At 63.5% G+C, this 19,282-nt stretch carries 16 protein-coding genes; 6 read left to right on the forward strand and 10 right to left on the reverse strand.

Annotated features, from left to right (window positions below; all coding sequences use genetic code 11):
• The 3 genes from MF134_RS17345 to MF134_RS17355 form a co-directional block, all read right to left on the reverse strand.
• The coding region (locus tag MF134_RS17345) for a HAMP domain-containing protein (RefSeq protein ID WP_255340743.1) at positions 1–1,035 on the reverse strand (1,035 nt) is incomplete at its 3' end.
• A 187-nt stretch (positions 1,036–1,222) separates the two neighbouring features.
• Positions 1,223–1,804, reverse strand: a complete 582-nt coding sequence (locus MF134_RS17350; protein ID WP_255340744.1) for a hypothetical protein — start codon at positions 1,802–1,804, stop codon at positions 1,223–1,225.
• A 279-nt stretch (positions 1,805–2,083) separates the two neighbouring features.
• On the reverse strand, positions 2,084–5,887 hold the full coding sequence (locus MF134_RS17355) for a hydantoinase B/oxoprolinase family protein (RefSeq protein WP_255340745.1): 3,804 nt from the start codon (positions 5,885–5,887) through the stop codon (positions 2,084–2,086).
• 241 nt (positions 5,888–6,128) lie between these two features.
• On the opposite strand from MF134_RS17355, the gene MF134_RS17360 reads away from it, so the two are divergent.
• From MF134_RS17360 to MF134_RS17370, 3 genes are all read left to right on the forward strand, one after another.
• Positions 6,129–6,275 carry a hypothetical protein gene (locus MF134_RS17360; RefSeq protein WP_255340746.1) on the forward strand — a complete coding sequence of 49 codons (147 nt, stop codon included), beginning with the start codon at positions 6,129–6,131 and terminating at the stop codon, positions 6,273–6,275.
• Between the two features lie 100 nt (positions 6,276–6,375).
• Positions 6,376–7,479, forward strand: coding sequence for a carboxynorspermidine decarboxylase (locus MF134_RS17365; protein ID WP_255340747.1), 1,104 nt, complete (start codon positions 6,376–6,378; stop codon positions 7,477–7,479).
• A gap of 34 nt (positions 7,480–7,513) precedes the next feature.
• Complete coding sequence (locus MF134_RS17370) at positions 7,514–8,758, forward strand: saccharopine dehydrogenase family protein (protein ID WP_255340748.1); 1,245 nt, start codon at positions 7,514–7,516, stop codon at positions 8,756–8,758.
• An 81-nt stretch (positions 8,759–8,839) separates the two neighbouring features.
• Here MF134_RS17370 and MF134_RS17375 read toward each other — a convergent pair whose 3' ends face one another.
• Positions 8,840–9,226 carry a hypothetical protein gene (locus MF134_RS17375; RefSeq protein WP_255340749.1) on the reverse strand — a complete coding sequence of 129 codons (387 nt, stop codon included), beginning with the start codon at positions 9,224–9,226 and terminating at the stop codon, positions 8,840–8,842.
• A 191-nt stretch (positions 9,227–9,417) separates the two neighbouring features.
• Between MF134_RS17375 and MF134_RS17380 the strand changes: the two genes are divergently transcribed.
• The 3 genes from MF134_RS17380 to folD all read left to right on the forward strand — a co-directional run bounded on the left by MF134_RS17380 (position 9,418) and on the right by folD (position 13,884).
• Positions 9,418–11,247 (forward strand): radical SAM protein, encoded by a 1,830-nt coding sequence (locus MF134_RS17380; protein ID WP_255340750.1) that lies wholly within the window; start codon positions 9,418–9,420, stop codon positions 11,245–11,247.
• A gap of 159 nt (positions 11,248–11,406) precedes the next feature.
• The gene (locus MF134_RS17385; RefSeq protein ID WP_304363808.1) at positions 11,407–12,858 is read left to right on the forward strand and encodes an alanine/glycine:cation symporter family protein; all 1,452 of its coding nucleotides are present in this window, start codon (positions 11,407–11,409) and stop codon (positions 12,856–12,858) included.
• 120 nt (positions 12,859–12,978) lie between these two features.
• Positions 12,979–13,884 (forward strand): bifunctional methylenetetrahydrofolate dehydrogenase/methenyltetrahydrofolate cyclohydrolase FolD, encoded by a 906-nt coding sequence (gene folD / locus MF134_RS17390; protein WP_255340751.1) that lies wholly within the window; start codon positions 12,979–12,981, stop codon positions 13,882–13,884.
• Between the two features lie 256 nt (positions 13,885–14,140).
• Here folD and MF134_RS17395 read toward each other — a convergent pair whose 3' ends face one another.
• The 6 genes from MF134_RS17395 to MF134_RS17420 all read right to left on the reverse strand — a co-directional run bounded on the left by MF134_RS17395 (position 14,141) and on the right by MF134_RS17420 (position 19,007).
• Positions 14,141–15,433: a lytic murein transglycosylase gene (locus MF134_RS17395; protein WP_255340752.1), complete on the reverse strand. Its 1,293-nt coding sequence runs from the start codon at positions 15,431–15,433 to the stop codon at positions 14,141–14,143.
• Positions 15,430–16,212 carry an enoyl-CoA hydratase gene (locus tag MF134_RS17400; RefSeq protein ID WP_255340753.1) on the reverse strand — a complete coding sequence of 261 codons (783 nt, stop codon included), beginning with the start codon at positions 16,210–16,212 and terminating at the stop codon, positions 15,430–15,432. The genes MF134_RS17395 and MF134_RS17400 overlap by 4 nt, the downstream gene beginning before the upstream one ends.
• Positions 16,213–16,336: 124 nt before the next feature.
• Positions 16,337–16,963: a hypothetical protein gene (locus MF134_RS17405; RefSeq protein ID WP_255340754.1), complete on the reverse strand. Its 627-nt coding sequence runs from the start codon at positions 16,961–16,963 to the stop codon at positions 16,337–16,339.
• 305 nt (positions 16,964–17,268) lie between these two features.
• Positions 17,269–17,415, reverse strand: a complete 147-nt coding sequence (locus MF134_RS17410; RefSeq protein WP_255340755.1) for an ABC transporter — start codon at positions 17,413–17,415, stop codon at positions 17,269–17,271.
• Positions 17,416–17,796: 381 nt separating this feature from the next.
• Complete coding sequence (locus MF134_RS17415) at positions 17,797–18,396, reverse strand: hypothetical protein (protein WP_255340756.1); 600 nt, start codon at positions 18,394–18,396, stop codon at positions 17,797–17,799.
• A gap of 227 nt (positions 18,397–18,623) precedes the next feature.
• Positions 18,624–19,007 (reverse strand): hypothetical protein, encoded by a 384-nt coding sequence (locus MF134_RS17420; protein WP_255340757.1) that lies wholly within the window; start codon positions 19,005–19,007, stop codon positions 18,624–18,626.
• Positions 19,008–19,282: the final 275 nt, after the last annotated feature.

Consider the following 19,282-nt stretch of genomic DNA (forward strand, 5'->3'; position numbering starts at 1 on the left):
GACGTTGATTTCCGAAAGGCCGGTGCGGATCGCCCCGATCGTGCCGACCACATGGCCGATCGCCCCTTCGAGCGCCTCCACCGAAGCGTTGAACTTCGCCCGGATCGGTTCGAATTCCGGCGCAATCTTGCCCGACATGCGAACCGTCAGGTCGCCGGAGGAGAGCCGGTCGAAGCCCGCCTCGACCATTCCGACGAAGACCCGCAGGTCTTCCGCCTTGGCGTTGTCGAGCGCCGCCTGACGCTGCTTGGCCTCTTCCTGGCTGATGCGGGAGGCTTCCGCCTCCTTCTCCAGACGCTCCTGCTCGATCGCCTGCGCCTTGAAGGTCTGCACCGCGGCAGCCATCGACCCGATCTCGTCGCCGCGCCCGAGATGGGGAACCGCGATCGTCTTGTCGCCGGCCGCCAGGGCGGACATGACTTCAGTCGTCTGACGGATCGGACCGGTGACGCTGCGTCGCAAGAAAAAGACGACGATCCCGACCACAAAGGCGGCGATGACCGCGCCGATTAAAGTGCCATGCACGATCTTCTGGTCCGCTGTCGCTTCCAGATGGGAGAAATCCCAGGCTGTCACGAGCGTACCGATCGGCTTTTCGGTTCCGCCGATAGGTGTGGCGACAATGAAATGCCCGTCGCTCCAGGTGGACCTCACATTCTCCACACCGTCCGAGACAACGGTGAGATCGCCAACGCTCGGCAGTTCCTCATGGGCGAAGCTCGTCAACGGCGCGCCATCGCGATCGAGTACGAGCACATCCGACAATCCGCTCGCCTTGTCAGCGGCCAGTTCTGCATAGACATTCTCGACGACTTCGGTCTTGCCCCATTTCACGCCGCCCGCCATCTGCTCGGCCATCTGGCCGACGATGATCCCCACCGATCCCTCGGCCTGTCCGTAGAGACTGCTTTTCAACTGCTGCAGCTCGAGAGCGACCAGAGCGGCAATCCCGACCAGGACCGGAATGACGGTCACGGCCGCCGCTTTCACGGTGAGCGAGCGCAGGCCGGATGAAGTGTTCGAAGTTTTCGACATGGGGTAACGCCTGTTGTCATAAGCACCGAGCCGTCCACACCGGCGGGACGACCCGACACCGGTGGCGGACGCGTATTACGGTTCGCGCGAAAATGAGGTGCGGCGCGGCTGGCCGCTCATGCGCCGACGCGCGTCCGGCTTTCTCGGCCTGCGCATCGGCGCTGTTCTATGCCCTCGAGGAGCCCGCTCAGAGGTCGAGCATGTCCAGATTGACGCCGACCGTCGCGGCGCCGATCGCCTCGCCCGTCTCTGGATCGAGGATGGTGAAGCTCGCCTGGGACTGCAGCATCTGCGTGGATTCGTCCTGTTCGATCTCGTCCACGAAGACAGCCTCGCCACCGGTGCCGAAAGTCTTCTGCCACTTGGCCTCGTCGCCCTGCCAGTAGTCCGAGGTCGGATCGCTCTGGCCGACATTGAGACCGCGCGCATCCATGACGAAGACCTCGGTCAGGAGGCCCTGTTCGTCGTCGCGCACCTTCTGGAGATATTTCGAGGCCGCCGACTGGAGCGTCTCGTCGATCAGCTCGCCGCCGCCGGCATCGACCTCGGCGCGCCATTTCTGGTCCAGCGCGTCGATATCGGCCTGGGAATAGGACACGGTCTTCGCGTTCTGCGCCTTGATCGCGGAAACCAGGACGGGATCGGTCAAGACGGCCTTGAGCTTGCCGTTCACCACATCGAGAACCGGCGCCTCATGCGGACCGGCGGCGAAGGCCGTCGTTGCGAAAGCCAGCGCGGCCACGGCGCCAAGCACAGATTTGCCATTCATCATTCAGTTTCCCCTCTCGGCATTTTCATGCAGATATCGTTCGTGAGATTTACTATCACCCGTATGTGGCGGGCAGAAGCAATCCGAGATTTGGGGAAAAGAATGAAGATTCTACTTCGATTTCATCGCGGAAATCTGCTTTGAAATTTTAATTTGATTGCAGTCGAAACTAGCATTCTGGCTGATGAAAGCTGGGACAGTCGAAGCTTCTCTTGGCGGAGCGAAAACTGCTCTTCGGCTCCGCTATTAGCCAAGCTCTCTGGCCCTTTTGGAGCGTTGCTACGCTCTCCCATAACCGCCAGACGTCGGCGTGGTGACGATCACCGCCTCACCGGCAGCAAGCGACGTCTGGTCGCAGGCGGCTAGCGCCTCCACGCGGCCGTCGCGCCGCCGCACCTCGGTGCGGCCCGTCGCGCCGTCCGCTCCTCCGGCGATTCCCCGCGGTGGCAAAGACCGGTGGGAGGACAGGATCGCGCAGTCCATCTCTTCGAGAAACCGGATCGTGCGCTTCGTGCCGTCGCCCCCGCGCTTGTCGCCGTCGCCGCCCGAACCTTTGCGGATGTGAAAGTCCTCGAGCACCACCGGATAGCGCATTTCGAGAATTTCCGGATCGGTGAGCCGGGAATTTGTCATGTGGACGTGGACACCGGCCGTTCCGGCGAACGTCCGGCCGTCATTCATCCGGCCCGCCGGTGAGCCGGAACAGATCGTCTCATAGTATTGGTAGCGGTCGTTTCCAAACGTCAGGTTGTTCATCGTCCCTTCGGAATTGGAAAGCGCGCCGAAGGCAGCGAACAGCGCATTGGTGACGTGCTGGGAGGTTTCGACATTGCCGGCGACGACGGCCGCCGGGTACTCGGGCTTCAGCATCGAGCCATCGGGCACGACGATCGTCACGGGCCTGAGGCAGCCGGCATTCATCGGGATCGGCTTTTCGACCATCACCCGGAAGACGTAGAGGACCGCGGCTCGGGTCACCGGTTCGGGGGCGTTGAAATTGTTCTCGCGGGATTCAGAAGTCCCGGTGAAATCCACCGTCGCTTCGCGCTTCGCCTTGTCGACCGAGACCTTCACCTTGATCACTTGGCCGGTGTCGGTCGGATATTCGAAGGCGCAGTCTTCGAGCGTGTCGATCAACTCGCGCACGGCTTCGGCCGCGTTGTCCTGGACAAAATCCATATAGGCCTGGACGACGTCGAGCCCGAAGGTCTCGACCATCTTGCCGAGTTCGGCGACGCCCTTTTCGTTCGCCGCGATCTGCGCCTTGAGATCGGCGATGTTCTGCTCGGGGTTGCGCGCGGGATAGGAATGGTTGGTGAGAACGCGGCGGAGTTTCTCTTCCTGGAATTCGCCTTGGTCGACGAGCTTCAGATTGTCGATCAGCACGCCTTCTTCATCGACCTTGGTGGCACGCGGGGTCATCGAGCCCGGTGCGACGCCGCCGACATCGGCGTGATGGCCGCGGGAGGCGACGTAGAAGAGGATGCGGGGTTGCCCACCCTTCCCCTTGTGGGGAGGGTCGGACCGTAGGTCCGGGGTGGGGGTCTCCTGCGCGGGCTCTCCCCCCACCCGCCGCTCCGCGGCGACCTCCCCACGAGGGGGAGGTGGGGTGCTTGCACTATCCGCCAAATCCGAAAACACCGGCGTCACCACCGTGATGTCCGGCAGATGCGTGCCGCCATTATAGGGCGCGTTCAGCGCGAAGACGTCGCCCGGCCGGATTTGCCCCTCGTTCTGGGCGATGATCGCTTCGACCGAGCGGTCCATGGAGCCGAGATGCACCGGCATGTGGGGCGCATTGGCGACGAGTGCGCCCTTGGCGTCGAAGACCGCGCAGGAGAAGTCGAGCCGTTCCTTGATGTTGACCGAGGACGCCGTGTTCTGGAGGGTCACGCCCATCTGCTCGGCGATCGACATGAAGAGATTGTTGAAGACTTCGAGGAGCACCGGATCGGCGCCCTTGCCTTCCTTGCCACCTCCCGTCCCGAGAGCTGCAAGGCGCGGCTTCGCCTCGACGCGGGTCAGGAGCACGTCGTTCGCCGGTGTCGCTTCCGCCGCCCAGCCCGGCTCGACGACGATGGTCTGGTTCGGCTCGACGATCAGCGCCGGGCCCTTCACCTTGGCTCCGGGACCGAAATGCTCGCGGCGGATGATGGTGGCTTCGCGCTCGCTTCCGTCGGTGAAGAAGGCGCCTGTTCCGGCCTCCGCCTCGTTCGAAGCTTCCTTGGTCAGGGCCGGCTCGCCGGTCTTGTCCTCGGGCGTTTCCGTGGTCTCGACAGACACGGTCTCGACCGTGATCGCGCGACCAGGATAGACGAAACCGAACTGCGCCTTGTGCGCCGCTTCGAAGCCCGCGCGGGCGTTTTCGATGGATCCGTCATAGGGGACGGGAAGCGTCGTGTCGGTGCCGTCATAGCGGAGTTGCAGGAGCACTTCCGTCGCATGGCCACCGGGCGCGACGCCTTGCGCTTCGATCTCCTGAGCCGTTTCACCCGCCAGACGCTCGGCCAGACGTTCGATCTCGGACTTCGCGTCGTCGGCAAGCGGCGTCACCAGCGCCTGGGAGCGGCTGGCGAAGAGCGATGACAAGCCAATGCCGTAGGCCGACAAGAGGCCCGACATCGGATGAACGAGCACGCTCTCCATCGACAGGGCGTCGGCGACGAGGCAGGCATGCTGGCCGCCGGCGCCGCCGAAGGAATTCAGAAGATATTTCGAGACGTCGTAGCCGCGCTGGACAGAGATCTTCTTGATGGCGTTCGCCATGTTCTCGACGGCGATGGTGAGGAACCCCTCGGCAATGTCCTCCGGGCTGCGCCCGTCCCCCAGCCGCTCGGCCAGTTCGCCGAATTTCTGGCGCACCACATCCACGTCGAGCGGCTGATCCTGGTTCGGCCCGAAGACAGCGGGAAAGAGTTCCGGCTTCAGCTTGCCGAGCATGACGTTGGCATCCGTTACCGTCAGCGGTCCGCCCTTGCCATAGGCGGCGGGACCGGGATGGGCGCCGGCCGAGGCCGGGCCGACCTGAAAGCGCCCCTGATCGACGGACAGGATCGAGCCGCCGCCTGCCGCGACCGTATGAATGCGCAGCATTGGCGCGCGGATGCGCACGCCGGCGACTTCGGAATCGAGCGCGCGCTCGTAGGAGCCGGCATAATGGGTGACGTCGGTCGAGGTGCCGCCCATGTCGAAGCCGATCACCTTGTCGAAGCCCGCGATCTTTGCGGTTTCCGCCATGCCGACGACGCCGCCGGCCGGGCCGGACAGGATCGCGTCCTTGCCCTGGAACATCTCGGCTGCCGTCAGCCCCCCCGATGACATCATGAACTGCAGTGAGGGGGCATCCTCGTCGCCCGTCTCGGCGCCGAGCGCGCTCGCGACCTTGTCCACATAGCGCCTCAGGATCGGCGTCAGATAGGCGTCGACCACCGTCGTGTCGCCGCGCCCGACGAGCTTCACCAAAGGCGAGACCTCGTGGCTCACGGAGATCTGCCGAAAACCGGCGCTTTCGGCGAGCGTCTTCGCCCGCCCCTCGTGCTCCGGATAGCGCCAGGAATGCATGAAGACGATGGCGACAGCGTCGATCCCGTCTGCCTTTGCGGCTTGCAATGCCTCGAGCGCTTGCGCCTCGTCGAGCGCCACCTCTACCGTCCCGTCCGCAAGCACGCGCTCCGGCACCTCGGCGACGCGCTCATAAAGCTGTTCGGGCAGGATGATTTCCTTGGCGAAGATGTCCGGTCGGGCCTGATAGGCGATGCGCAAGGCGTCGCGGAAGCCGCGCGTGATCAGGAGAAGCGTGCGGTCGCCCTTGCGCTCCAGCAGCGCGTTGGTCGCAACCGTGGTGCCCATGCGCACCGTGCCGATGCGCATGGGCGGAATGGCGGCACCGGTCATGACTCCGAGGGTCTGGCGAATGCCTTCCAGCGCCGCGTCGTCATAGGCACCGGGGTTTTCCGACAGCAGCTTGCGGGGGTGGAGAACACCTTCCGGATCGCGACCGATGACGTCGGTGAAGGTGCCCCCGCGATCGATGAAGAAATCCCAGCGCCCGGCCGCCGAACCGTTCTGACCTTCGCCCTGCATGGAGGCACCTCATCCTGATATATAATTCATCGATAATTTATCGGTATATTCTCACCGTGTCCATGAACTGTCCAGCGCGATCCACTTTCGCCTGCCTTCTCAGCGCCTTGGCGAGCCCAGCGCAAGCTCGCGCCCGTAATCTGCTCCCACTTCCAAAATCATCGCCGAGCCCCTTTGCCGAAACCGCTCTGGGCTTTGCACTCAGGCCTTCGAGAGATGATCTCCGGAGGAGGAAAGAAGCATGTTGTCTCAGATCGCAACCTATTCCGACCGCTCCCTGTTCGACCGAACCATTCTCGGCATCTCCCTGTCCGGCGCGGCCGTGATGGCGGCAGGCTGGAGTTGGCTGATCCTTTCGGTGATCTTCGGCGCGGTCGGGCTCATCTGAACACTTTCCACGCCATCTGCCTCCCGACCTTGCATCCCCGGGCCCCCTCGCCTAGACAGCGGCCCGGCTTCTGGACGAAGACAAGCGATGCGGGCGGGCGATGGCCGAGCTTCGGACACCCTATTATCTGATCGACAAGGCGCGGCTTGTTGAAAACATGCGCGTCATGGACCGCGTGCGAAAAGAGTCCGGCGCCAAGGTCCTGCTGGCGCTGAAATGCTTCGCCTCATGGGCGGTGTTCGACCTGATGTCCGAGCACATGGACGGCACCACCTCGTCCTCGCTGAACGAGGTGCGCCTCGGACAGACCCGGTTCGGCGGCGAGACCCACGCCTATTCGGTCGCCTATGCCGATCACGAGATCGACGAAGTCGTCTGCCATGCCGACAAGATCATCTTCAACTCGATTTCCCAGCTGACGCGCTTCGAGGCCCAGAGCGCTAACCTCATCCGCGGCCTGCGCCTCAATCCGGGCGTCAGCACCTCGGAATTCGATCTCGCCGACCCGGCTCGCCCCTTCTCGCGGCTCGGCGAATGGGACGCGGAGAAGGTCGCCGGCGTCATCGACAAGATTTCCGGCTTCATGGTCCACAACAACTGCGAGAACGCGGATTTCGCGCTGTTCGACCGCATGCTGGGCCAGATCGAGGAAAAGTTCGGTCATCTGTTTCACAAGGTGAACTGGGTGAGCCTCGGCGGCGGCATTCATTTCACCGGCAAGGATTATCCAGTCGAAGCCTTCAGCCGCCGGCTGAGGGCCTTCGCCGAGACCTATGGCGTCCAGGTCTATCTGGAGCCCGGGGAAGCGGCGATCACCAGGACGACGACGCTGGAAGTCACGGTGCTCGACCGGCTCTTCAACGGCAAGGAGCTGGCGATCGTCGATTCCTCGGTCGAAGCCCATATGCTCGACCTACTGATCTACCGCGAGAGCGCGAAGATGGGGCCGAACACCGGCGATCATCGCATCATGATCTGCGGCAAATCCTGCCTCGCCGGAGACGTGTTCGGCGAGTTTTCCTTCGAGCGCCCCTTGGAAATCGGCGATCGCATCTCCATTCAGGATGCAGCCGGTTACACCATGGTCAAGAAGAACTGGTTCAACGGCGTCGCCATGCCGGCGATCGCGGTGAAAGAACTCGACGGCACGGTTCGCGTGGCCCGCGAGTTTTCTTACGAAGACTACGAACGAAGCCTTTCATAGGCGAAACGAGCCTTTGCGGGGAGATCCAGGCCTCATGAAATCCAACGTCCTGATCATCGGCGCCGGCGGCGTGGCGCAGGTGGTGGCGCATAAATGCGCCCAGAACAACGACCGTTTCGGCGATCTTCACATCGCCTCGCGCACGGTCTCGAAATGCGAGGCGATCGTCCAGTCCGTGCGCGACAAGGGCGCCATGAAACAGGACGGCGTCTTCCAGCCGCATCAACTCGACGCCACGGATGTCGCAGCAACGGCGGCGCTTATCGAGAAGACCGGCGCGAAGATCGTCATCAATGTGGGTTCGGCCTTCGTCAACATGCCGGTGCTCTCGGCCTGTATCCAGACGGGCGCCGCCTATATCGACACGGCGATCCACGAGGATCCCCTGAAGATCTGCGAGACGCCGCCCTGGTACGGCAATTACGAATGGAAGCGGCGGGACGAGGTCGAGAAGGCCGGCATCACCGCGATCCTCGGCGCGGGGTTCGATCCGGGCGTCGTCAACGCCTATGCAAGGCTCGCCGAAGACGAGTATCTCGACGAGATCACCTCGATCGACATCGTCGACGTCAACGCCGGCACCCACGGCAAGTGGTTCGCGACGAATTTCGACCCGGAGATCAATTTCCGCGAGTTCACCGGTGTCGTCTATTCCTGGCAGAACGGCGCCTGGCAGACCAACCAGATGTTCGAGATCCCGCGCGAATGGGATCTGCCGGTGGTCGGCAAGCGGCCGACCTACATGACCGGGCATGACGAGATCCATTCGCTCTCGGCCCGCTATCCGCAGGCCGACGTCCGGTTCTGGATGGGCTTCGGCGAACGCTATGTGCAGGTGTTCACGGTTCTGAAGAACCTCGGCCTCTTGTCGGAGCAGCCGATCGAGACCGCCGAGGGCCAGCAGGTCGTCCCGCTGAAGGTCGTGAAGGCCTGCCTCCCCGACCCCGCCTCGCTGGCACCCGAATATGAGGGCAACACCTGCATCGGCGATCTCGTGAAGGGCAAGAGGGACGGCAAGGACGCCGAAGTCTTCATCTACAACGTCGCCGACCACAAGGTGGCCTATGAAGAAGTGGGCAGCCAGGGGATCAGCTACACCGCCGGCGTGCCGCCGGTGGCTGCGGCTCTTCTGATCGCCGACGGCACCTGGGACGTGAAGAAGATGGTCAATGTCGAGGACCTGCCGCCGAAGCCCTTCCTTGAGCTCCTCGGCAAGATGGGTCTGCCGACGCAGGTGAAGGTGAACGGCGAGGAGGTTGCCGCGGACCTCGCCGCATGAGGATTCAGATTCGGGCTGAAATACAAAAAAAGGGCGGGCCCGAACGTGGGTCCGCCTTTTTTTCAATTGGAATGCGTTTCTTCAGAACGGCTTGGCGAGCATGAGCCAGTAGGTGATGGCGACGAGGACGAGCATGAGCACTGACAGTCCTGCCGCCATGCCCTTGCTGCCGGCGGCAAGCGCCCGCCGGCTGCGGGCGCCGGCGATCGGATAGGCCACGAGCACGGCGATCCCGACCCAGGTGAAGACCGCGCCGAACCAGGCCGGCGCCATCAGCGCAAGGATCAGGCCGAGAAGCCCGACGAGGCTCGTGAGCGCGACCGCGCCGATATAGACGGCCTTCTTGACGCCGCCCATCGTCGCCTGCCCAGCGGATGGCGTGGCCAGCGCGACACCGCCCCATGCGAGCGTCAGGAGTAGCGCCAGCATTGCCAGGCCACCATGGGCCTTCACCAGAATCTCGTACATGGGTCTCCCCCTTCCCGCCTGCTTTCCCCCGAGCGTTAGGCGACTTGGCCTTTCAAGACAATGGCTCCCGACGCGCTCGAAAGATAGGATCGGGCTGGCGGCGGGTGCTGGGTGCGTCTCGCGATCCCGCGCCGCGTGACAGTGGCGCTTTCGCTTCGCGCCTCGCGCGGATGTCCTAAGGAGCCTTGCCTATGGCCTTTGCCGGCGAATTGATCTGCGATCCGGCCTTGACGGTGCCGGAGCTCGTCTCCATCGAACTCACCAATCGCTGCAACAAGGGGTGCCCGTTCTGCTACAATCACAGCACGCGCCACGGCGAAGTTTCCTGGACAGTCGAAGAACTGACCGCCTTCATCGCGGACTGCGCAGCCCATGGAACCAGGGCGGTCTCGTTCGGCGGCGGCGAACCGCTGCAGTTCGAAGGCCTGCTCGCCGTTCTGGACGCGACGCGGCACATGCTCTTTCGCTCACTGACCACGAACGGCCTGCTGCTCGATGCCGCCTGGATCCGGACCCTTGCAAAAGCCGGGATCGAGAAGATCCACGTCTCCATCCACTTTCCGCATGTGAGGCGCGAGGTGAGCCGTGTCATACGGCAGGTGAAAGCGCTGGAGGAAGCGGGGATTGCCTCCGGCATCAATCTTCTGGTTCCTCATGCCCATGTCGATGCCGCCCGAAGCGCAGCCGCGCTTGTCGAGGACGCCGGCATCGGCCGCGATCGCATCGTCCTCCTGCCGGAGCGCGGCGAGGCCTTCATGGCGCTCGAGACGATCGCGGAAATCGCCAAGGATCGCCCGTTCCAATCCATGAGTTGCCTGAAGTGCTGCCAGATGGATCCCCGCTTCGCCTCGGTCGGCTGGGACAAGCGTGTCGGCTGGTGCTCCTATACACCGTCGCGGCGCAAGCTGGAAACGCTGGATGCACATGGCCTCAGCGAGGCCCTTCGGCCGCTCGATCTCGCCTATTGCGGCCCTGCAACTCTCGACGCGCCGACTGCAAGAGACATCACGCTTCACCCCCATGATGATGCTGCCGCGTCTCGAACCGAGAGCAGAGGTCGGGTCGCACAGCCGGTCGGCGCAGCGCTGCCTGAAACCCATTGTCGTACTCGGGAAAGAGTCTCGCGCGCCGACTATCCCGCTGCCCACTCGCAGATGACCTATTGGTTCGGAGCCGATGCCGACGGTCAGATCGCGCTCTTCGATCCCTATGACCAGGCCCCGGTCCCCGGAGGGGCCGCGCAGTTCACGGACATCCCCCGCTTCTTCGACGGCCTGACGGCGGACGCTTCCGGCTGCCGCCCGCTTCATCTCGACGCCTCGCCGGCGCTCGACTTCTTCCGCGGCAAGCGACTCGAAATCCCCCGGACGGACACCGATCCTTCGGCGGGCTGGGAGTTCTACGAGAACGTCCTCATGTGGGTGGACGACATGGCCGCCTTCACGGCCGCCTTGCGCAATCCGCCCGTCGAACCTCTTCCCTTTCTTCCCGCACCTCCTCGAGAGGTGGATGCCGCCGCTCCGCCGCACGACCAGCCGATTGCGAACACCGCCTATCCGATCCGGTTTTCGGGCCAGCCGAGCTTGCTCCACTTCGCCGAACTGTCGCTGCGCGATCTCTGGCATCTTCGCGATCAGGGCGTCATCGATTCCTTCTTTTTCGATGGGGATTCCGCCAGGCGCGATCCATCATGGCGGCCATTCTTCGGCCTGGAACGGTTTCACGTCCCGACCATGGAGTGCGCCCCCTATGTGAGGAGCGATCGCCGACCCGTCGAAACCCTGACCCTGGAGGTGCTTGGACAGGATGGTTTCGCGCCGAGCGGACTGGTCCACTTTCCCGAGATCCGTTTCGCCGAGGCACAGGAGTTTCAGCCGGCCGTGCTCGTTCCCTGCTCGTCCTGGGGCAACGGCACCGTCCGCCTGATCGACGGGACGCGCGATCGCCTGGACAGGGTCGTCCTCCCGCAAAGTGCTCCAAGGCGTGCGGCCACCGCGTTGAAAACCAGGCCCGCTCCCTGAACCGAACCCGGCTTCAGTCGGGACCGGAGCAGGCGCGATGTCCTCACCGATTCCCGGAAAATTCGGCCGCGCGCATGGACTATTTAGCCGCCTGCACTCAATCTCATTCCTGTCACAATTGGAATCGGCCAGGGATCTGGCGGCAACGGAGACGCGTGGATGGCGTATATCGACCCCATTATCGATTTCATGAACAACATCTTCTGGGGCTACGTCCTGATCTACGGCCTGCTCGGGGTTGGCGTCTTCTTCACGCTGAGGCTCGGCTTTCTCCAGTTCCGCCATTTTCCCGAGTTCTTTCGCGTCGTGAAGGGCAGCAGCTCGACCGACAAGGCAGGCATCACGCCCATCCAGGCATTGACGGTCTCGCTGGCGAGCCGCGTCGGCACCGGCAATCTCGCCGGTGTCGCCGTCGCGCTGACCCTCGGCGGTCCGGGCGCGATCTTCTGGATGTGGATGGTGGCACTGGTCGGCATGGCGACGGCCTATGCGGAATCGACCCTCGCCCAGCTCTACAAGGTGCGCAATGCCGAAGGGCAGTATCGCGGCGGACCGGCCTTCTACATCTCGCACGGGCTTGGCCTGCCCTGGCTCGGCGGGGTGTTTTCGATCTGCCTGATCCTCTCCTTCGGCCTCGTCTTCAATGCGGTTCAGGCGAATTCGATTGCAGACGCTGTCGAAGCCGCCTTCGGGTTCGAGAAATACTGGATCGGCATCGTGCTTGCCGCTCTCGCCGGCATCGTGATCTTCGGCGGCATCCGGTCGATCGCTCGGGTGGCGGAAGTGATCGTCCCGTTCATGGCCGTCGCCTACCTCCTCGTCGCGATCTATGTCCTGGCGGTCCACATCACCGAAGTTCCCACCATGCTGTGGCTGATCGTGCGGGACGCCTTCGGCCTGGAGGAAGCCGTCGGCGGTGTCACGGGCGGCCTGGCCGCTGCCATGCTCAACGGCGTCAAGCGCGGCCTGTTCTCCAACGAAGCCGGCATGGGCTCGGCGCCGAACATCGCCGCGGTCGCGACGCCCGACCCGCACCACCCCTCCTCGCAGGGTCTGGTGCAGGGGCTTGGCGTCTTCATCGACACGCTTCTGATCTGTACCGCGACGGCGCTGATGATCCTCCTGTCGGGTGTCTACGAAGCCGGGCCCGACGCCGTCACCGGCACCGAACTGACCCAGACCGCCCTTTCCGCGCATACCGGCGAGTGGGGCACCTATTTCGTCGCGATCGCGATCTTCTTCTTCGCCTTCACCTCGATCATCGGCAACTACTCCTATTCGGAGAACGCGCTGACCTTTCTCGGTGCCGGCAACAAGGTGGGGCTCACGATCATGCGGATCGCCGTGCTCCTGATGGTGATCTGGGGCTCGGTCCAGTCGGTCAGGACGGTGTTCAACACCGCCGACGCCTCCATGGGCCTGATGGCGACGATCAACCTCATCGCGATCGTGGCGCTCTCCGGCACGGTCGCGAAGCTCACGAAGGATTATTTCCGCCAGAAGAAGAGCGGCATGGAGCCGATGTTCGACAATGACGACTATCCCGAACTGCGGGGCAAGATCGACGGCACGATCTGGACCCCGCACGGGGATATCGTGCGCAAGTCCTGACCTGCTCCATTTTCGGAGTTGAAGCGGGCGGACCCTCCGACCGGGTTCGCCCGCTTTTCATTCGCTCCTCCCCCCTCTATGACCGGGCTCATCGCAAACGGACAGACGAGGAGGCTCATCTTGGCAGAGGCAAAGCGGATCGACGGCAAGGCGGTATCGGCGCGCATCATCGAGACCGTCAAACAGGCCACCGCCTCCCTGACGGCAGAGACGGGCACCGTGCCCGGGCTCGCGGTCGTCATCGTCGGCGAGGATCCGGCAAGCCAGGTCTATGTCGGCTCGAAGGCTCGAACCGCCAATGAATGCGGCTTCAAGTCGATCAAGCACGAGCTTCCCGCCGAGACGAGCGAAGAGACGCTTCTGAAGATCGTCGGCGACCTCAACGCCGATCCGTCCGTCCACGGCATTCTCGTGCAATTGCCGCTGCCGGACCACATCGACGAAGCCAAGGTGATCCAGACGATCGACCCGGACAAGGATGTCGACGGCTTTCACCTGATCAATGTCGGCCGCCTGTCGACGGGCCAGCTCGACCAGGCCTTTGTGCCCTGTACGCCGGCGGGTTCGATGATCCTGATCCGCGAGGTTCTGGGCGATGATCTTTCGGGCAAGCATGCGGTTGTCGTCGGGCGCTCCAACATCGTCGGCAAGCCGATGGCGCAGCTTCTGCTTTCCGCCAATGCCACAGTGACCATCGCCCATTCGCGCACGAAGGATCTGCCGGCCATGTGCCGCAGCGCCGACATTCTGGTCGCGGCCGTGGGCCGCCCGGAGATGCTGACCGGCGAGTATGTGAAGGAGGGCGCGGTCGTCATCGATGTCGGCATCAACCGGATCCCGGCACCCGAAAAGGGCGAAGGCAAGACCCGCCTCGTCGGCGACGTGAACTATTCCGAAGCCGCCGAGAAGGCCAGCGCCATCACGCCCGTTCCGGGCGGTGTCGGACCGATGACCATCGGGCTCCTGATGGCAAATACGCTCCGCTCGGCCTGCCGTACGGCCGGCAAGGAACCACCGAAAATCTGAGAACGAAAAACTGCGCGAGGGCACTCGGGTCCAAGTGCTGGGGAAGGATGGACGGTCCGGTCTTGAGACCGAACCGTCCGAGTCGCCTCCCCGGCAACTCCCGCCGCGGCAACGCCAATGGAGTCGCTGCTCTCCTTGGGCTTTTCCACGTTCAATCCAATACCCCGGGTTCCCGCCCTGCGATAGAGACGGAAAAACGCACTCCAAAGCTTTTGGAAACTCTCGTTAAGAAAGTCCTACCAGCCGAGAGTTGGCCTCACAGTCGGTTCGCCAGCGCACGCGTCGGCCAGCAGGTCTCGGGCAGGCCAAGCCGCGCTTCCGCTTCGCCGATCGAACGGCGCGTCTTGAAGCCGGCGAGACCATCGGCTCCGCCGACATCGTGGCCGAGGGCGATCAGCTTCTTCTGCATGCGGTAGACATCGCCCCGGGTGAGACGATCCGTCCTCTGCCAGCCTGTCTTGAGCGGCCCTGCCCCGATGATGCGATCGGCGACATGCCCGACGAACAGGGCGTAGAGGTCGGAATTGTTGTATTCCTTGATCACGTAGAAATTCGGCGTCGCGATGAAGGCCGGGCCGAAACGCCCGGCCGGCATCATCAGATGCCCCTGCCTCGCGCGCTCGTGGTCGGGGAACGGACGTCCCGAGACTCGCTGCACGCCGGCCTCCACGAAACTCTCGATCGGAATGCCGCGATCCGGCCCCTCGTTTCGGCAGGAGACGTTCGGCGGAACGATCGCCTCGAAACCCCAGTCGCGCCCGGTCTGCCAGCCAGCCTCCTTCAGATAGTTCGCGATCGAGGCCAGGGTGTCGGGCACCGAACCCCAGATATCCTTGCGGCCGTCGCCGTCGAAATCGACGGCGCGCGCCAGGAACTTCGAGGGCATGAATTGCGGCTGACCCAGCGCCCCGGCCCAGGACGACTTCATCTCCCCCACCTTCAGATGGCCGTCGGCGACGATCTGGAGCGCGGCGAGAAGTTCCTCTCGAAACATGTCCTTGCGACGGGACAGATAGGCCTTGGTGCCCAGAACCTCGAACGCGTTCATCGGGATCTTGGCCCGACCAAACGCCGATTCCCGGCCCCAGATCGCCAGGATGATCGGCGCCGGCACGCCATAGCGCGCCTCGATCTGCTGTAGCAGCGTTCTGTTCTGCTGATAGAGCTTGCGCGCGATCGCCGCGTTGCCGGACACGGCGCCCTCGGAGAGATAATCTGCGCCATTCTTGAACTCGGCCTGGAAGTTGATCTCCTCGACCGTGTTCTTGCCGCCGGGCAGGACGAGATCGGGAAGCTTCAGGTTGGGCGAGACGTTGCGAAAGGCCGCCTCGAAGACCGGACGCGGAACGCCCCGCGCCCGGGCCGCCGGCCAGATGTCCCGCTCGAGAAACGTCCGGAAACCCGCGTTGAGCGATTGGGCGCGCGGCGACACGACTGCTGCGAGAATCACGAGAACGGCGAGGGTGAGGCGATAGAATTGCTTGGTCATGCCGCAGTGATAGCGGCGATCCCGAATCAGGAAAACCCGTTCTGCGGCAGCGGCGATCACCGTCCCTTGAAAGCCGGCCGGCGCTTCTCGAAAAAGGCTTCCACCGCCTCGCGGAAATCCTCGCTCATATAGGCTCTGAGTATCAGGTCGCGATCTTGAGCACCGCTCCCCTCCATGCGCAGTCGCAGAAGAGCGTCCTTGGTTGCGGCCAGCGTGACGGGGCTGAGCGTCTCGATCTGCCCGGCTAGGCGCTGCGCTTCCGCGATCAGCGCCTCGCGATCGGGACAAAGCCGGCTGACGAGCCCGGCAGCCAGTGCCGATTCGGCGTTCATCAGTTCGCTCGTGAGCAGCATGTCTCGCGCCCGTCCCTCCCCCACCAGGGCACAGAGGCGGGAAAGGTTGGCGATCGAAAGCGCATTGCCGAGGGTGCGAGCGATGGGAAAGCCGAAGCGCAGATCGGCTGTGGCAATCCGGATATCGGCTGCACAGGCGATCGCCGCTCCGCCGCCGGTCGCGGCTCCCGCCATCGCCGCGATGACGGGGACCGGACAGCGCTCGATCGCGCCGAACACCCGGTCCATGAGGGCTTCATAGGCCAGAACTGCAGCCTCGTCCCGCACCTGGCGAAAAACGTTGATGTCCGTGCCGGCTGCGAATGCCCGCTCCCCGGCGCCGGCGATCACCATGCAGCGGATATCCCCGCCCGCCTCGATCGCCTCGCAGTGCTCGGCGAGCCGCTCATACATGTCGAGCGTCAGCGCGTTCATCGCGTCCGGGCGGTTGAGCGTGAGCCAGGCCGTCCTGCCGCGAAGTTCGAAGAGGAGCGTGTCGTCGCTCATCCTTGTCCACCCTGCATCTTCAGCCTCTTTCCGCAACATCTCCGGACAAACGAAAGCCCGGCCGATCGGGCCGGGCTTCAGCAAACCTGACGGAGCCGCAGCGTGCTCGGCGCGGTCGCAGCAATCAGGTGTTCATTGCCTTAAGCTCTTCCACATAGGTCTGCGGGAAAAGCATGTGGTTCGGCACCCGGTAGCCCATGTGCTTGGCGATGTCGCCGACGAAGGAGCTGCAATTGTAGGCGACGGCATGCCAGAGCGGGCTCGACCCCTGAAGGTCGCGGATATGGGCGACGACGTCCTGATACTGTGAGGCCGTAAGCGGGACCGTCCATTCGGCGGTCATGTAGGCGCGTTCGGTGTCGCCGTCACTGGGGCCCGTCTCGGAGGGTACCGGCAGAACGTGGCCGATCGTGTAGGGCACGTTGCTGGTCGAGGCCGGATGGAGGCCCGCGACCTCGGTCATGCTGGGAATCAGCACGCCGTTCGCATCGTAGGGCACCCGTCCATTGGCATCGAGCTTGCCGAACACCACGAAGCTGTGGCCGTAGCTGAGCGCATTGCGGGCGCGGAAGGAGATGAAATAGGGCTTGTCGATGCGCGACTGGCCCGTCGCCTCCTCGACCGGAGCATAGGCGGTGCTGTGGACGAGGCCTGAATCGGCGCTGGTGGACCGCGAGGCGGTCGAGCTACATCCGGCAACCGCAAGGCACAGAAGAGCCGCACCCGCGACCCGGAGGGTGGAGGAAAGCATTGTTCCGCCTTTCTCAGTGAACGAAACGTCTTGCCCGTTCAACGACTTCAGTCCGAAATACGCAGCAGACGCCTTCCAATCCTACGACCCCATGGCGGTTCTGTGACCGCTTTTCTTCGGGATCGTTCTGCGACAAATCGCCCGTCTCGATCGGCGTGTCAGCCAAGAGTTTTCGCGTCGTCGTCGCAAGCTTCGCCGCAACTCGTGTGACATTGCGGCAGGGCGCGGAACCGTTGTTCGCTCGCCCGATCAGTCAGGCCGGGGAAGGCCGCGTGGCGACCTCCCCCGAAGCCTTGGAAGGGAAATTAGCCCTTCGTGACGTAGGCCGGCTCAGCGTAGACCGGCTCAGCGACCGGGGCCTTGCCCTTGCCCTTGCCGATGCCCTTGCCCATGCAGCCAGCGAAGGTTGCGAGAGCGAAGCACGCGACCGATGCGATAACGATTTTCTTCATGATAACTACCTATCAGTCCCTGACGGTTGATGCCGCAGTTTGGATTCCCGACGCGTTTGCGGCCGGTGCGTTCGGAACCTGTTGCCAAACGAGGCGTGCGGCAAGTGCGGAAAAGCCACAGTGGCCGCCGAACGTCTTGAACCTACCCGGCGATGGTTAACGATTTGTTTCGCGAGACTGATTCACTTCGCAAAAAGCCCGGAAAAGCAGGACATTCGCCTCTGCGATTCAATCGTTGGCCAGCCAGCGTCAAGCGTTGCCCAACCGCCTCAATTCGCGTGAATTCTTGAAAACATCCGGGAGCGTTGCAGAGAATTCGACGCAAAGATGACACACCTGTCGAAGCGTCAGCCCGCAGCGCCCCATCCCGAGCCTGTCGACTCAGAAATTGCCGGCGTTCCCGATCGCCGCGGGAGGGGTCGCGTCGAAGACCCCGGCGGGCTGCGTCTGCTGTCCCGGCACCTCGGTCACGGACACCGCCGCCCCCGGCGGTCCATTGATCACCTGCCGCGCCTCGCGAAGCGCTTCCCGGTTCTGCGCCAGAATTGTCGCTCGCTCGGAATTGGTCAGAACCTCGCCCGGCAGGCCTGTCGCCGAGGCGAACTCCTGGGCAAGCGCCGTGCGCGTGCTGAAACAGGCCTGATAGGCCTGCTCGACGATGACCTCCTCCGGAAGACCCTGTTGCACCAGTTTGACGCTTTCGTCGTAATTGCAGAAGGCGTCCGCGCGCAGGGCCACGTCGTAAGCCCCGGTGACCGGTCCATGTTGTTTCTGGATGGCCGCCTTCCGGGTGTTGTAGGCGTTGAGATAGGTCTTCCGCAGCGCCAGCCGGCATTGGGCATAGACCAGATCGCCAGGCTGCATCAGCAGGCTTCGGCAATGGGCGTCGTCTGCCGGTGCGTTGACGTCCAGCACCTCTTCGACACCGCCGCCACTGGTCACGCAACCGGACAGAGCGACGGAAATGGCTGCGACAGCCATGATGCGCATCATTGATTCGATCCCGAAAAGTGAGTTGGACGCCGCAGTCGACGTAGCCCGGCGGCCTGCCGGGATGTCGGGTGCGAAGTTCCGCAAGTCGTCGAACGGGGCAAGAGATCTTCGAGAAGTTCCCGCCCGGCCGCAGCGCACCTCCTGACAATCATTGCGGCGAAGGTGTGGCGCCGGCGAGATGAGGCCGACGCACTCTGCTCTCCGATTCCCCTGCGCTACTGACCGATCGCCCGGCGCACCTCTTCCTCCAGCGCCGAGGTCGCCTTCTTGGCTGCGCATGTCCGGCTCGGACTGACGACGACCTGCTGCTGCAGATCGGATGGATCCTGCGGACAGACCTCGCTGGCGATGTCCTGCGAGACCATCACGGTCAGCGGTATTTCGGAGACCTTTCGCGAAAGATGGTCCGCGAGAGTGGTCTTCACGTCCCAGTCCCCGAGCGAAACCTCGACGAGAGCGGCATCCGGATCTGTCAGGGTCGGGTCATCGGTCGCTTCGCCCGTCTCCTGCGCGCCGGCCGCTCCTGTCAGAAGAACGAACGTGAAAAGGGCAAGGCCGGCCCAGTGTGACGGCCTGCCCCGAACAATATTCCATGACATCCAATTACGTCTCCGAAAACGCGTCTCCAGACGGAAAGCACCAGAGCCGGTTCCGTTCCAGCCGAAGCGACCGAGATTCCTTGAGTGGCTCCGGCCGGAAGCATGGCAAGGGATCGCGACGCAATTGCGAACGGTCGCTGGGGAAGTGTGCGGCGCAGCATAACGGAGCCGGCACACAGTTCAGCTTACTGCCCCAGTAAAATTATCTTATTTCGCATGTATTTTGATAGGAATTACGCATCATCCAATAGAGAACAGCCGATCCACCGAAATAT

It is taken from the genome of Jiella marina (assembly GCF_024359545.1).
Taxonomy (GTDB): Bacteria; Pseudomonadota; Alphaproteobacteria; order Rhizobiales; family Rhizobiaceae; genus Jiella.

Coding starts and splice junctions, on each gene's coding strand:
- MF134_RS17410 (WP_255340755.1), bottom strand. CDS start 17,415: ATGAAGAAAATCGTTATCGCATCGGTCGCGTGCTTCGCTCTCGCAACC.
- MF134_RS17405 (WP_255340754.1), bottom strand. CDS start 16,963: ATGCTTTCCTCCACCCTCCGGGTCGCGGGTGCGGCTCTTCTGTGCCTT.
- MF134_RS17365 (WP_255340747.1), top strand. CDS start 6,376: ATGGCCGAGCTTCGGACACCCTATTATCTGATCGACAAGGCGCGGCTT.
- MF134_RS17385 (WP_304363808.1), top strand. CDS start 11,407: ATGGCGTATATCGACCCCATTATCGATTTCATGAACAACATCTTCTGG.
- MF134_RS17375 (WP_255340749.1), bottom strand. CDS start 9,226: ATGTACGAGATTCTGGTGAAGGCCCATGGTGGCCTGGCAATGCTGGCG.
- MF134_RS17380 (WP_255340750.1), top strand. CDS start 9,418: ATGGCCTTTGCCGGCGAATTGATCTGCGATCCGGCCTTGACGGTGCCG.
- MF134_RS17415 (WP_255340756.1), bottom strand. CDS start 18,396: ATGGCTGTCGCAGCCATTTCCGTCGCTCTGTCCGGTTGCGTGACCAGT.
- MF134_RS17360 (WP_255340746.1), top strand. CDS start 6,129: ATGTTGTCTCAGATCGCAACCTATTCCGACCGCTCCCTGTTCGACCGA.
- MF134_RS17370 (WP_255340748.1), top strand. CDS start 7,514: ATGAAATCCAACGTCCTGATCATCGGCGCCGGCGGCGTGGCGCAGGTG.
- MF134_RS17400 (WP_255340753.1), bottom strand. CDS start 16,212: ATGAGCGACGACACGCTCCTCTTCGAACTTCGCGGCAGGACGGCCTGG.
- MF134_RS17420 (WP_255340757.1), bottom strand. CDS start 19,007: ATGTCATGGAATATTGTTCGGGGCAGGCCGTCACACTGGGCCGGCCTT.
- MF134_RS17355 (WP_255340745.1), bottom strand. CDS start 5,887: ATGCAGGGCGAAGGTCAGAACGGTTCGGCGGCCGGGCGCTGGGATTTC.
- MF134_RS17350 (WP_255340744.1), bottom strand. CDS start 1,804: ATGAATGGCAAATCTGTGCTTGGCGCCGTGGCCGCGCTGGCTTTCGCA.